Raw genomic sequence first — 14,639 nt, forward strand, 5'->3', positions numbered from 1 at the left:
TCGAAAACGGTTCCGGATGATCATTTCTCTGTCGGCTTCGTTCCCATCCTGTGAAGCCTTCTCTACTTATTTCAGCAAGCCCAAAAACAAGCCTGCAAAGTGCTTAAAACGATGCAAAGTCCGCCCAACTTTTCGCAGCACCTGCGAACTCACAGGCAAGGCTGCCAGGTAGGCGACTTCGCTTTGATTGTCTTCGCTTCGAAGACTCAACGTCTCGTCCGTATCAAAAATTGGCAACACAGGGTCAATCTGACTGGTCCCTGAATCATCGTCTTCATTCTTCTGTTTCTCTGGAACTGGGGGCTCCTTGGGGGAATCGTTCACTTCTGGCATCTTGCTCGGCGAGTCGCCCATTGCCTCTGAAGTCGGTGGACGATCCTGGGTCCCTTCTTCTCCGACAACTGGTCGGCCATCTCGCAAGACGACATCTTCAACGAGCATCATCTGTCCATCTTCCCCCTCTTTAGTGAAGATTTTCCAATGCCCAAAATCCAGCCGTTTATGAAGTTCCGGAAGGTCGCTGAGTCGTTCGATCGCATCAGCCCCACGTAAGGTCCGTTGAATCGGTCGCCCGAATTGATCGATTTCAACTTTTCCATCCGGTCCGATCTTTTGAATGATCAAAATTAATTCATCGCGTGAGCCTTCAGATTCAACACCTCCGTCTGAGAAATCATCCTCTTCCGTATCGATGATTGCCCCCTGTTCCTTCTCTAAATTTTCAGAGAACTGAACTCGTGGAGCTTCAATTTGCGGGACGTCCACAGACACATCAAAGACAAATCCGCCAGCGAGCCCTTCACCGGGAATGGGAGCTTCTGAATCGAATGTGATTTCACCCAAATCAATTGCTCCGGCATCTGCGAAGAATGTGATATTCGGGTCATCGAAAACAGAAATTGTGATCAGAATTGGAGCTGACGGATTGTTGGGATTCGGATTTCCGAAGTATCGATGATCGAAATCAAAAGCTCCCGGACCAGTCCCGGGGACCGTTCCAATGACTATTCCCTCTTCGTTGCTATAGAGCGGATCGCCGCTGTTGAAAGTTTGTGTATCGTCACCGAAAACAGAATCCCAATCGACGACATAAGTAAACGTTTCTTCGGAGTCGCGTCCGAACTCACCCGTAATCCTTGCGATTCCGTTCGAGAGAACTTGCGGCGTGTCAATGTTTTTGGCGGACGGAACCGGTTGAGTGATGGCCCCAGTGTGGCTACGTACGATGACATTGTCCGCGAAGCGAACCGGTAACATTGCCAGATGAGCTGGATTGTCCGGATCAAAGTTGATGGGGTCAGTCACGTTTTCAGGAGGATTAAATAAGTCGGGGTTCGATGGATCGTAAACAGTTCCTCCTGTCCCCTGGTCAAAGTCGGGAACGGGGGATGCGGCAGTTCCAATCACCTCATAACCTTCGATATCCGACGCAGCCAAGTCTCCCGGATTCGTATCAAGCACGATGAGATCAGCTCCGGAATTCAGCCGGACGATTCCTGTCGGACTGTTGATATCCGCGATGACGACCGCCTGAACGGTGAAGTCTGCACCTGAAGTGATGTCGATCTCTCCTCCAGTCATGTTCAGCACAGGAGAGGCAATCAACAACTCTCCATCATGCGTCAAGACGATGTTCTCAGAGATCGCACCTGCCAGCGTGATCCCTGAAAGTGGCCCGAGCGTGGCATCGAGGGCGGTGCTATTGAAGTCGCCAATTGTCAACAAGCCGCCTGTTGTGTTGTCAATTTCAATTCCACCACTGGTCGAATTTCTGGCTGCGAGAGTGGCGACCGATGTTTCAATCCCGTTTCCGTCGCCAATTCCTGTCGCAGCATCAAGCCCCAGACTGGCTGCAACGATATCAACTCCGCCACTGTCCCCCGCATCAGTGATTGCCCCACCAAGAGAAGTTAAGCGGACATCGGTGGATGTAAGAATTCGCCCCACTTGAATGTCTTCCTTGGCGACAAGATCCACGCGAGCATCGGTCGCATCAATCAATGCTCCATCTTCCATAAGGATGCCACCGCTTGTCACACTACCGGGATCAAGTGCATTTCCGCCAATTAGAAGCAATTCTGCCGCTGAGGTTTCAATTGAACTGGCGGCTCCCATCCGAACATTGTCCGCCGAATTCACCGTAATTTTCCCGGTCGTACTTTGAATCGTAGAGTTGATCACGATTTGAGAACCGGCTCCTTCGGTTGTCAAATTGATCGCGTCTGAAGTCCCGGTCACTCCCGCTTCGCCAGAAACAAGCGTCATCGTTCCGCCTGCCGTAATGTCGATTCCTGCTGCAGCGTTTTGATCGACTCGGACAATGTTAATCGCATCAGTCTCAGTGATCGTGACTCCTCCCGTCGAGATATTCGACATATCGAGCGATTCCACAGTTGTTCGAATCGGAGCCACTCCCGAATCCGTGTTGATCACCAGACGCCCATTGGCTGCGTCGATGTTCAAGATGTTGGGAGGGTCGACGCTATTGACTCCCAAGTCAGCGTTGAGAGTGACAGCCTCGGTACTGGCATTGGTTGTGACAATCTGCCCAAGAGTGATTTGACCGTGGGCATTGAATTCCACCTGAGCGTTCCCGGCGTTGATGACAGAACCAGCCGTCTGGGTAATGTTCCCCATATCGTCCGTCATTCCAGCAGCCACATCGATTCGACCGGACGTCGTCGTCACATCTCCAGCATCGGTGAACTCAACATGATTGCCTTCCGAAGTCAGCGTCACACTTCCCTGCTCCGTTGTAACGCTCGCCTGAATTTGCAAATCGCCGTTCCCGTCGAGATCACTGTCTCCCGAGGTCAAGACAACATTCCCGCTACCAGTTGTCGAGACCGGGCCAGCGATGGTCAGCGTTCCATCGTCTGTCTGTACATTCACATCGCCGTTCTGATTCGATATCGAAGTGACGATCAGATTGTTGTCCCCGGCACCTGCAACCTCGAAAAGTTGAACATCTCCAACCATCGAATTCGAAGCGTCGACAGTCATCACATCAAGATTGATGTCGTTGGCAGCTCCAATTCCAGTTGCAGCAGAAAGTGAAGCATTCTCGGCGATGATATTCGCTGACTCGCCTGCCAGAACTTCGCGAATCTCTCCGCTTCCATTCGGAGTCGAATCTGCGAGACCATTGTCATCGGCCGTCACGATGACATTTCCCAAATCGCCGCTATCGTCGAAATTCGCGTTGAGCAAGGTGATGGCGACATCGCGAGTTGCCTGAAGCGTGATGGTCCCTGCGTCGGTTCCAATCAAAGAACCACTACTCATCAAGATATCACCGTTGATATTCCCGCTCGAGAACGGAGCAGTGTTGGCCACATCAGGAGTCAGGACATCGACGCCAGCTTGCACTGTGATGTTCGAATCGTTTTCAGCTGTCACACTCGAAGTTGAAGAGATGCTCACATCATCACCTGCGATGAGCAAGACGTTTCCGGCAGCCCCTTGCTTCGAAACATCCGCGTCAAGGTTCAGGTCGTTTGCAGCCGTGTTTCCCCCTGCTGCCAAAAACAGATCAGCCAGTCCGGTACTGGAAACATTCTCGTTGACATTCAAGACGCCGACGGTCACCACCTCGACGACATCATCCGCATCGGCATTCGAAACCGTGACTCCACTCAAGCCATCGACCGTCCCGATTGTCAGGCTCCCCGACTCATCGAGAATCTTGACCGCCAGATTCTCTGACTCAGCTGCGAGCGTATCAATCTCGACTTCAAGCGTGTGGTCAATGACATTCGTCACGGAGTTATTCGCAACACGAATTGCCAGCCCGGCAGCGATGATATCGACGTTGGTATTGGCGGGAAGTTCGTTCTCATCCAGATCACGAAGTGCTCCACCATTCGCGGTCGTATCGAGAATCACATCGCCTGTCCCGGCATCGATCTGCCCGATGTTCAAATCTCCTCGCTGCATCAGAGCATTGTTGATTCGAATGTCACCATTGTGCGTGACGACATGATTCGCGTTCAGCTCACCTTCGTTGTTGATGGTCAGCTTTGTTCCCGCAGCAGCCCCAGAAAGATCCGCATCCAGATTCGTCACGTCGAGATTGAGCGTGGTGTCACCTCCGCTGGACATCGAAGTAAAAAAGAGATCGCGGGCAACGAACAGGCCTAACTCTCGCCCCGCTGGATCAACAATATCCGTTCCCCCCGACAGCCGCAGCGTCCCGCCTGTGAGACCGCTTCCGACATTCATTCCGGCATCTGGAAGTGTTAAGACCGTCCCCGCGTGCAGGCCGATCAGATCGCCGGGAGAGAGATCGAGAACTCCCGGATTGGTTCCAACATCGAGCATTCCAGTTGTTTGCAAAAGCAGCGTCGCAACACCGTCGATATCAGGAACAATTGCCCCGCTCGCAGCTTGCAGATCCCCCATGATTTTCAAATGGATCTCACCACCAGCATCGGTAATTGAGAGATCCTGCAACTCCCCAGTCACGACGGCATCGATGGCATTTCCGGTTCGAGCCACGAAGTCGTCGATCTCGCCAATATTGCTTGTCGCAGTCAGACTCAAGTCGCCAGTTGAAATTAAAGTCGAACCGTCGTTGCCATCGAGAATCTCGGTCCCAGCATCCAACGAAACGGAACCGTCGCTGGTGTCGCCGAGGGCGGTCAGGTTTCCGGTCAGACTGATTTCCTGACCGGCAGTCACAGAAATTGCACCAGCGACGCCCCCTGCTGAAGCATCGACATTCGTAAGGATGACATTGGACGCAACGGACTCAATCGAAATATCGCCGGCATCTTCAGCACCTGTTCCAACGGCGCTGACATCCCCGCGAAGTTCGACGTCGCCAGTATTGGCCTTAATGTTGATCTGCCCGGCGGCACTCGCAGGAGCTGAAGTATTGAGGTCGCTGCCCAACGTCGAAGCAACACGCCCCTCAGCGAAGAGGTTGATCTCACCACCACCGGTACTGATATCTTGATTGACCAACATGTCGCTGCCAGCCATGAGTGCAGCAAGTTTGACCATCCCGGTCGTTGCTGTCACACCCGTTCCAGAATTGAGGATCGTCATTGTTCCATCGCTGGAAATAATCACATCCCCTGAACCTTGCTGGCTAACCCCAATAATGTCGAGTGCTGAAGAGTTGGTGACCATGATGTCACCCGATGTTGAATTTACCGCATCAACACGCTCGACATCCGAAGTAATCACCGAGCCGGTTGCAGAATCGAGGTTCAACTGGCCGTTCATCGCAGTCACATCCGCCATGATTGAGCCGTCGCGACTGAGGATCGAAACGGCATTGTTCGCGGCTGACGTCGTTGTGGCTGTCCCGATGATGACATCTTGAGAAGCAGTCACACTGATCGTTTCAGAACCAGCGTCGACGGGAGTATCCATGAGACCAACTCCGCCTGTGCCGTTCACTTCAGCGTCTGCATGGATTCCGATACTTCCCGTAATGGAAGAGACTGAACCGCTTGCAGTTCCAGTAATACCTCCATCAGCATTAAGAGTGATGCCCCCATCTTCCGTTGTGATTGCTGCGTCGATCTTCAAAGAAGAATCATTTCCATTGGCATCTATCAAGACCGTCCCGGTGCCGTTTGTGGAGACTCCCATGCCTGCGATCAAGATGCTTCCATCAACTGTCGTGATGGCAATATTTCCATCACTGACCTGAGCAGCATTGTTGATCGTGAGTGCTGTTTGCTCTTCAATTTCGATATTCCCAGAGGCAGAATTCTCCAGGTCAATCGCTGCGACTTTCGTCTCGAGTTCGTTGCCAGAGCCAATCCCGGTCACCGCATCAATTGCGACAACAGCCCCGACGGCATCAGCGACAATTTCGAGGTGAGTGTCACCGCCATCAACAATTCCTCCAGATGTCGTCACGATCGAAACGGCACTGGCCGTTGAGTTCGTCGTGAGCAGCCCACCCAGAGTAATGTCCTCATCAGCTGATAGAGAGATCGTCCCGCTCCCGGCATCGATCAGGGCACCATCTTCCATAAGCAGGGCTCCACCAGCCCCATCCTGATCTGCGTCGGCATCTGCAGTCACCGTGACCGATCCGGCTGTCAGTTCAATCAGTGCGGTCATCTCAAAAGTAACGTCATTATTCGCTTCGATGAGAACTGGTCCAGCGGCAGAACTGATTCCACCTGTAATCGTCACGTCACTACCAGCCATCAACATGACACTGCCGGTCCCACTCAGAATCGTGGCATCCAGCGAGATGCTGTTGTCTGAAGTGAGTGCCACGTTTGCTCCCAGTGCTGCAGCAGCAACATCGATATCAGCGTTGATGTCGATCTCGCTTGTAGTCACATCAAAGCCGGTTACACCGTTCAGCTTGGTCAGCCCATTGACCGTTGTTTGTCCTGTCCCGTCTTGTTGAACAAAAGATTCTGCAGTGAATGCTTGATCAATGAGCAGATCACGGACATTGGTCACAATGACATTCCCGAGAGCAGTTGACTGACCAACCGCTTGCTGAAACGTGACGTCGCCAGCGATCGAATCGACCGTGATCGTCAAGTCTTCCATCCCCGCTGTCGTTCCCTCCACAGTTGAGTTGAACAACAGCCCGGCATCGTTGGAAGTGATCGTGAGCGAGTTAATCAGGACGAGTGCATCATCAAACTGAACGCTTCCGGTCGCGTTGATGTCCGCTTCGACTTCAGTCGTTCCGCCACCATCAACCAGTAAACTCTCAATCGCATCGCTGACACCGATGGCCCCCATAAACCGAGTCGTCCCCGCCGCCGTGACAGTCAGCGCGGAACCGGTCATCGCAACGCCATCATCATCGATCGTTGAGTTGAAGGTCGCAGTCCCTCCAGTGGAGATCGTGGACGCCCCGGTCAATCGCACGGCAGAATTCAGATCAACATTGCCATCATCGGCGATCAAATCTGCAGAGAGCAAAATGTTGTTCTTGGCGGTGATGTCGATGTCATCAGTTGTGCTGTGAATCTGACCATCGAGAACCTGATCCGCATTCGCTGGAGCCGAACCACGTGGTTGAATAGAGATTTCACCAACTGCCAGAATTTGATCAGTCATTCCATCAGCATCGACACGAACTGATTCCACTGATCCAGCAGTTGTAGAGAGATCGGAACCTTCAATGAGAACTGTCCCCGCAGAATCGACCTGCCCGCCAACGAGAAGATGAACTCCACCAACACTGTCATTGTCGGTATCTGCACTGAAAGTCAGATTGGCCCCCGGTGCGGTCGTTGATACTCTCGCTCCAATAATAATGTCTCTAGGAGCGGAATACATCGCGGATGTTGCAGTCGATTGGGCCGCGTTGATGACCAGATCTAACCCGCCACCGTTCAACGTAATATCGCCAGCACCTGCAGATAATGTCGCATTGAGAATCGCAGCCGAGACAGTGACACTCCCCCCTGCCCCGGGTTGAGTGTTGATTTCTTCATCGACTGTCAACTCTCCACCAGATTGAATATCAACGTGGCTTCCCTGAGTCATAATCCCGGAAACTCCGTTGACGGTTCCGATCGTCAGCGTGTCAACTTCGACAAATGTGAAGGCCCCATCGACGTCGGCTGCGAGCGTTTCGACATCATTCGTCCCGGCAGAAAAATCGACGGGATCAAAAGCAACAAAGAGAACATGCTCGGCGTCCAGTGCTCCGGCGACTTGAGTAATTCCACCACGGTCTCCGTCAGCGGCTCCCTCTTGATCCGCCAGAAACCGTATTTCGTTGACCGCTCCGCCGGTGTTGGAAAGAGTCCCGGACATATGCGCGATGTCATCGCCTGCGACAAACGCGATGAATCCGTTTCCGTCAGTATGAGTCACATCGGCATTGATCGTTAGATCGTCTCCCACGACAGCGGAGTTCCCCGCGGTAAAGGTCATGTTCCCACCGACGAGAGTATTCATACTGATTGTCAGTGGGCTGTTCGCGGTCAGCGTCCCTCCCCCGAGTGCTTGAGACTCTGCAAGAACATTCACCATCGCCACTTCGAGTGCCCCGTCATTCCTGATGTGCAGTTCGCCCGAACTGTTGTCGAAGGCGAGACGAGCGACATCGGTATTCAGGTCATCCATTCCGCCCGCCGCTCCAATCCCCGAGGCTGCGATCAGTTCTGCTCCGAATGCAATGATATTGGCTGTTTCGGAGTCTGTGGCATCAAGAATTTCGCCGCCGACACTCACTGTCACGACTCCCGAAGTCGTTCCGGCATTCAGCGATGCAATCTCAGCATCCCCGGTGCCCATTACAGAAACCGAAATTGCGTTGACGGTTTCATTCAGCGTGGTGACTTTCGAGTCGGCAGATTGAACGAAGCTTCCGGTATTATTATTGTCGGTGTCGGCAACAAGATTGATGGTTGCAACATCTGCATCGAAGCCGCCCTGAGTCGTGAACGTAATCGACTCAGCGGCTTGAATGTCGATGTTCCCACCCGTCGTGACAACTGCTGTCTGGAATAACACGCTTTCAGTCGTCACATTGAGCATCCCACCGATCCCGGCCCCCGAAGTCCCATTGAATTCGGTTGTCCCGCTCCCCGCAGACTGAGTGATATCCCCCCCCACTTCGAGAGTAGAATTCAGCGTCACATCATTGGCTGTCGCGATCATGAAATCGCCAGCGACCTGCACAGTCGAATCAAAAGTAATGTCGTTCGCCTGATGGAATGTCAGGCTGTCAATCGGGATCAGCGAACCGACCGCTTCCATAAACAGAACATCACTACTAGTTGTGAAAAAGGCATTGGAACTTGTGGCTGCTGCATCCTCATTCAGTTTGCCCAGAAATGTGATCGCGTTGCTATCAATGTCTCCACCATCTTCGGCAGAGAAGTGAACATTGGACTTCAGCGTGACGTCATCCTGATAGACCTGATCGAGAGCGCTGGTCACATCTCCTCCCAAGCGACTCGTTCCGGTGATGTTGATTCCACCGGCGCTCTGAAGAGTCGAATCGGTATCGAGATTTCCCCCGACGACAATGTCCCCGAGCGTCGTCGAAGCCACTTGGCTGGCAACTAAATCGCCAGAAATGTTGATCTCCTCAGCCGCGAGCTGTCCCGTTTCAACAATCAAGTTTCCGATAGTTGAAGCGGCCCCACCAATCGACCCGGTAATTGTCGTCGTGCCATCGAGTGTGACTTGATGCTGCAATACGCCATCGCCCAGCAAGTCACCCGAGATGTCGATGTCCCCGCCCTTGAGTATGACATCGTCTGTCAGCGTGACATCATCCTGATAGACCTGATCAAGAGCGCTGGTCACATCTCCTCCCAAGCGACTCGTTCCGGAGATGTTGATTCCACCGGCGCTCTGGAGAGTTGAATCGGCGTCGAGATTTCCTCCGACGGCGACATCACCCAAAGTTGTTGAAACCGCTTGACCGGCAACCAAATCGCCAGAAATGTTGATGTCCCCAGCATCGAGCTGTCCCGTTTCAACAATCAAGTTTCCGATAGTTGAAGCGGCCCCACCAATCGACCCGGTAATGGTCGTCGTTCCATCGAGAGTGACTTGATGCTGCAATGCGCCATCGCCCAGCAAGTCACCCGAGATGTCGATGCTTCCGGCTTTTATAATGACATCGCCCGTCAGCGTGACGTCATCATCGAGATCAACGTTCCCATTGGCGGTGACGTCCGTTCCGAACTGAGCCGTGCCAGTCACCTTGATGTGATTCTGACTGGTGAGAGTGTTACTGGATTTCACATTTCCTGTCACAGAAATACTGCCGACATTTGTCTCAATGGTGTTCGTCGCATTGAGATTCGCCGTGATAGTGGCTGCCCCGGCGAGAAACATTCCGGTGACAAAGACGGTCGTCGCATTATCAACCTGAAACGTACCCGCCACGGTAAACGGGTCGCTCCCCAGCGTCACTTCATTGGCTGCTGTGATAGTGACATTCTGAACGAACTCTCCACCGCTATCACCAACCGCAAAGAAGTCGACATCAGCACCAGTCCCGGCATCGATCTGTATCGACTTCCCAGCCACCGAAGCGGACAAACGGGCATCCGAAAAATCAACGTTGCTCGTAGCAGGATCGCTCCCGTCGTCAGTTTTGATGTTCACATCATCAGTCAGATTCATCGCAACTGGAGCTGTGTGCCCAATGGCGGTGAATGCTCCGCCATTGGTCGCGTACATTCCTGAAATCGAAACCGTGTTTGCCTGATAAAGTTGATCGCCGCTGGTCGTCACATCACGAAGCGTAATCATCTCAGCAGCGACGACGTCGATCGTTCCAACTTCGAAGTTCGTCGTCGTGAAGAGTACGTTCTCCGCATTGATCTCTAACAGTCCCAGCAAGTTGCCAGAGGCATTGCTCGCTTGCCCCAACGTGACTACCCCGCCTGGGTTCATGCCGTCAGTCGCATCCAATTGAAGCGTGATTCCAACATTGGATGAAGAGAGGGTCGAAGCGCTGAGATCGATGTCCCCGCCATCGGTCTCAACTAGACTGTTCGACTGAACATCCCAAAGCCCCATCACGGTGAAGTCGCCACCCATCGTGACGTAATGGCTATTAGTGGCGATCAAATCGGCGGAGTACGATTGCAGCCCACTTTGCGTGGTCACATCATGCAGGGAAATTTCAGTCTTCGCAGTCATGGTGACCGAACCAAACGCTCCGCCTGGACTTGTCCCTGCATTGCTTCCCAAAATGATTGACCCCGGCAACGCCGGGTTCCCACCCATGCCAACGCTTTGAATGTTAAGCGTGTTGAACTCACCCGCTACACTGTTTATCGGGCCATCAACTTTCACCCGCCCCACAGCAGAGAGTGTGGTGTCCTGAGCAACCACAACCTGATTGTGAAACTCAATCGATTCCATTGCTGAAATGCTGTCAGCGTCGATCCGACTGGTGCCAGCCCCACTCACATCGAGATTTAGAACTGCTTCGACAGTATCACCGAAGAGAACATCACCGTCAGTCATGATGGTCAAGTCATGACCGTTGCCGTCGATTGTGTCGAACTCAATGGCTCCTGAAACGGTGCTTTCCAGATTCGCATCGGCAGAAAGCTGAAACGCCCCGTGGTAAAGCTGGTCACCTGATGTGAGCGCACCATCCCCCAGTGAAATCACAGAAGCTGTGATTTCCACATCACCCAACTCTTTCCCGAGCAGTCCTAGAGACCCACCAACGCTGAAATCATTCCCATCGGTATCGACTTCAAAGCTTTCGGCTGGATTCCCGGCCAGCCCAAAAACATCACCCGAGATGTCAACGATTCCAGAGGTACTGAGCAGCTGATCTTCAGTCAGTTGCAGCGAACCGTTGAGGACAAGATCAACGTCATTCAGCAGGAAGCTTTCATCCGCGAGCCGAATCGTTTCTGCATTGATCGTCACGCTGGCATCATCAGGGAGGCTGGTGAAGAGAGGATTCCCGTTGTCCACCAAAGTGACGAGGTCGTTTCCACCTCCACCATCGACGGTGATTTGCAACGGGTCAGCCCCGGCAAATCCGGAAGGGATACGCAGGATCACTTCATCATCCTGATCCCCCATCTCAATTCGAATACCGTTGGGCAATTGCGAAGTGACGATGGAGTCCCCAATCGAGTTCCCCATATGGTCAACGATATCGATAGGATTCGCGGTGATGTCGGTTGTATCAAAAATCCGGATTACTTCGTTTCCGGGATCTCCTGCGTTTGAGAGTTGAAGAATCGCGAGGTCCTCAGTGGCATCGGTCCCTTCGATGATCAATTCACCGGCGATCAGCGCAGCAGTCACGCTGAGAACGCGGCGTTCTTCGAGGCGGTCAACATAGAGTTGCACAAAATCGTCCGGATGACGATGCGCAAAACCACCAGAGTGTCTCCTTTTGGAAACACACGAACGCTCACCAAGATCGCTGAGTAAATGTTGTAGTCGAGAAAACCACTTCATCCGATCCATCCTACCAGATTGCCAACATTCAACGGATATCGCTCCGATGAAGCTGAACTGTTACAACCGCCGACGCTTATTGATGTTACAACCAGCCCGCAAGTTTCGACGCGGATTCCGAGCTGATTCGCCTGTACACTTTGCGCAATCCGCACGGTCAAAGAGAGTGGCAAGGCGAAATCAATGCCATTTTAAGTCTACTGGTACGGTAATCCATTACGAATTGGTAAGTTGCGGTAAATTCAGCCGAATAATAGAGACATAAACTTCGCACCGATTGTGCTTGATTTGCCTGATCATTCTTCAGGAGCAGCGTGAAAGCCTTTCAGTTCGCAGCACGAAGCAGAATCGCACAACGCGCAACAGGTCGCTTGATCGTGGAGCAACGAACAACGGAAGCTCTACAGAAGGTGCCGGGCTTTGACTTCGAGATAGCCGTTAATGGCAGTGGAAGTGAGTTTGTCCGGCAGCGAACTCATCGTCAGAATGCCGGAATCTTTCATCGTGATCGTCTTCTTTTCAACAGCAGTCAATAACTCAGCTGCAGCGGAGCACTGAAACGCTTCGACATCAGAGGTGGGGACTTTTGTCGCGAGGTTCGTTAGCCCGAGATCTTGCAAGAAGACACACAAAAACAGATGCCGGGAGCGAATGGACTTCAGTGCATGGTGAAGCTCCTCAAGATGCTTGTCGTCGACAACATGGGTCAACAAAATGACGAGCGAGCGTTTCCGGAATCGCTGCGAGAGTTGTTCCATCGCCAGTGTGTAGTCGGCAGTTTCTCGGCGCGGTTGAAGATCGAACGAGTGCTGCAGAATGGTTTGAATTGCTGGCTTACCTCGGACAGGACGCACAACACGTTCGACCTTATTTGAGAACGCCATAAAACCGACGTTGTCGGCTTGCCCGAGTGCAATGTAACTGAGCATGATCGAGGCATTGAGAGCTCGGTCCAAATACGAAACGCCGTCCGATTCATTAAGCATCGATCGACCACAGTCGACGGCGATCAGGATATTTTGATTCTGCTCGACGTTGAATTCTCGACTAACGAGCTCTTGTTTTCGCGAAGAAGCTTTCCAGTCAATTTGCCTCATCTCGTCATCACGCCGATACTCACGCAGTCGCTCGAACTCACTGCCCTGGCCGCGTAAGCGTCTCATTTTGATGCCGAGTTCATCAACACGATTTCGCCGAGCCATTAATTCGTAACGATAGACAGCACGGATATCTGGCAGGATTCGAACTTTAGTTTTCACCGGCCGTTGTTGAGTGAAGGTCCACAGACCGAATGTACTTTCCTTTCGAAGTGAGATTGAATCAAACGAATTTCTTCCACGCTCGTGCGGCTCGAATGTGTAGCGTTCGATGCGCTCCTGCATAGGAGCGACTTCCATGGTAAGAGGGTTGCCGCTCGCAGATCCTGGCTGTGGAGTCTCGTCATACAGGTCAACGACGACGGACGTTTTTCCAGTATTCCGAACTATTAAGTTCACGGGATTTCGCGAACCGACGCTGAGTACCTCGGACACTTCGCGTTCAAATTTCAGCTTCGCCAAGGACTCACTGACAAACAGGTCAGCGAGGGCTGCACCGACCACAATGAGATTGCCAAACAACCCCAACATCCGCAGCGGTGGCATCCAGATTCCAGCGATCAAAATCGGGAACGTGCAAGCAAACAGAAGTAACATTCGAGGACGTGGTGTCATGAACGGGGGACCTCAACGTTGTCCATAATTTCCAGAATCACGTCATCCACAGTTGTCCCTTCAATTTCGATATCTGGACGCAGCAGGAGCCTGTGTCGCAAGACCCAGGGAGCGATCTCCTTGATGTCGTCCGGAGTCACAAAATCTCGACCGCGACAGGCCGCCAAAGTCCGCCCGGCAACTAACATATTCACTCCCCCTCGAGGGCTGGCGCCCACAGAAACCGAGTGCCAGTTCCGGGTCCGGTCAATAATCTCAACGATGTAATTGATGACCTTTTCTTCCACGATGACTTGCGAAGCAACTTTTTGAATTTCCAGAACATCAGTCGATGCCATCACAGGTTTCAGATCGTAACCAAGATGATGATGAGGATTTTTCCCGGATGCATAGTGTCCAAGAATTCGTTTTTCATCAGCAACTGGCGGATAGTCGATCATCAACTTGAACATGAAGCGATCAACCTGAGCCTCTGGAAGTGGATACGTTCCTTCATGCTCCAGTGGGTTTTGAGTCGCCAAAACCAGAAACGGACGAGGGAGGCGGCGCGTCTCCCCATCAACAGTCACCTGCTTCTCCTCCATCACTTCCAGGAGTGCCGACTGAGTTTTGGGTGGTGAGCGATTGACTTCGTCCGCGAGCATCAAGTTCGTGAAGACCGGCCCTTTGATGAAATGGAATTGCTGGTCTTTCATGCTGTAGACGTTGTGCCCTGTGAGGTCAGAGGGCATCAGGTCGGGAGTGAACTGGACTCGACCAAACTCGCAAGAGACCACTTTCGAAAGAGTGTTGACCAATAACGTTTTGCCCAGTCCGGGAACGCCTTCAATTAACACGCTCCCCTCAGAAAAGAGAGCAATCAATGCTCCCTCAACAAGTTCCACCTGGCCGACGAAAACTTTGCCGATTTCTTCGAGACATTCATCAAATAAGATTTTAACTCTTTCGAGTTCCATAAGTGACTCCTTGCCACGTTGAATTTGTAGAGACTGAAATTCTTGTTCGCGAAACTTCAAAACCTGTTTTCGTGCT

The 14,639-nt window shown here is 52.3% G+C and carries 3 protein-coding genes; all 3 read right to left on the minus strand.

Features of this window, described 5'->3' with window-relative positions:
- Window positions 1-66: 66 nt before the first annotated feature.
- Window positions 67-11,895 carry a hypothetical protein gene (locus Mal48_RS16055; protein WP_145201737.1) on the minus strand — a complete coding sequence of 3,943 codons (11,829 nt, stop codon included), beginning with the start codon at window positions 11,893-11,895 and terminating at the stop codon, window positions 67-69.
- Between the two features lie 401 nt (window positions 11,896-12,296).
- Window positions 12,297-13,607 (minus strand): DUF58 domain-containing protein, encoded by a 1,311-nt coding sequence (locus Mal48_RS16060; RefSeq protein ID WP_145201740.1) that lies wholly within the window; start codon window positions 13,605-13,607, stop codon window positions 12,297-12,299.
- Window positions 13,604-14,563, minus strand: coding sequence for an AAA family ATPase (locus tag Mal48_RS16065; RefSeq protein WP_145201743.1), 960 nt, complete (start codon window positions 14,561-14,563; stop codon window positions 13,604-13,606). The genes Mal48_RS16060 and Mal48_RS16065 overlap by 4 nt, the downstream gene beginning before the upstream one ends.
- Between the last annotated feature and the right edge of the window lie 76 nt (window positions 14,564-14,639).

Origin of the sequence: Thalassoglobus polymorphus (assembly GCF_007744255.1) — a bacterium.
Taxonomy (GTDB): Bacteria; Planctomycetota; Planctomycetia; order Planctomycetales; family Planctomycetaceae; genus Thalassoglobus; species Thalassoglobus polymorphus.

Excerpts from the sequence above, each read along its gene's own strand:
- Mal48_RS16055 (WP_145201737.1), bottom strand. The coding sequence starts at position 11,895 with ATGAAGTGGTTTTCTCGACTACAACATTTACTCAGCGATCTTGGTGAG.
- Mal48_RS16060 (WP_145201740.1), bottom strand. The coding sequence starts at position 13,607 with ATGACACCACGTCCTCGAATGTTACTTCTGTTTGCTTGCACGTTCCCG.
- Mal48_RS16065 (WP_145201743.1), bottom strand. The coding sequence starts at position 14,563 with ATGGAACTCGAAAGAGTTAAAATCTTATTTGATGAATGTCTCGAAGAA.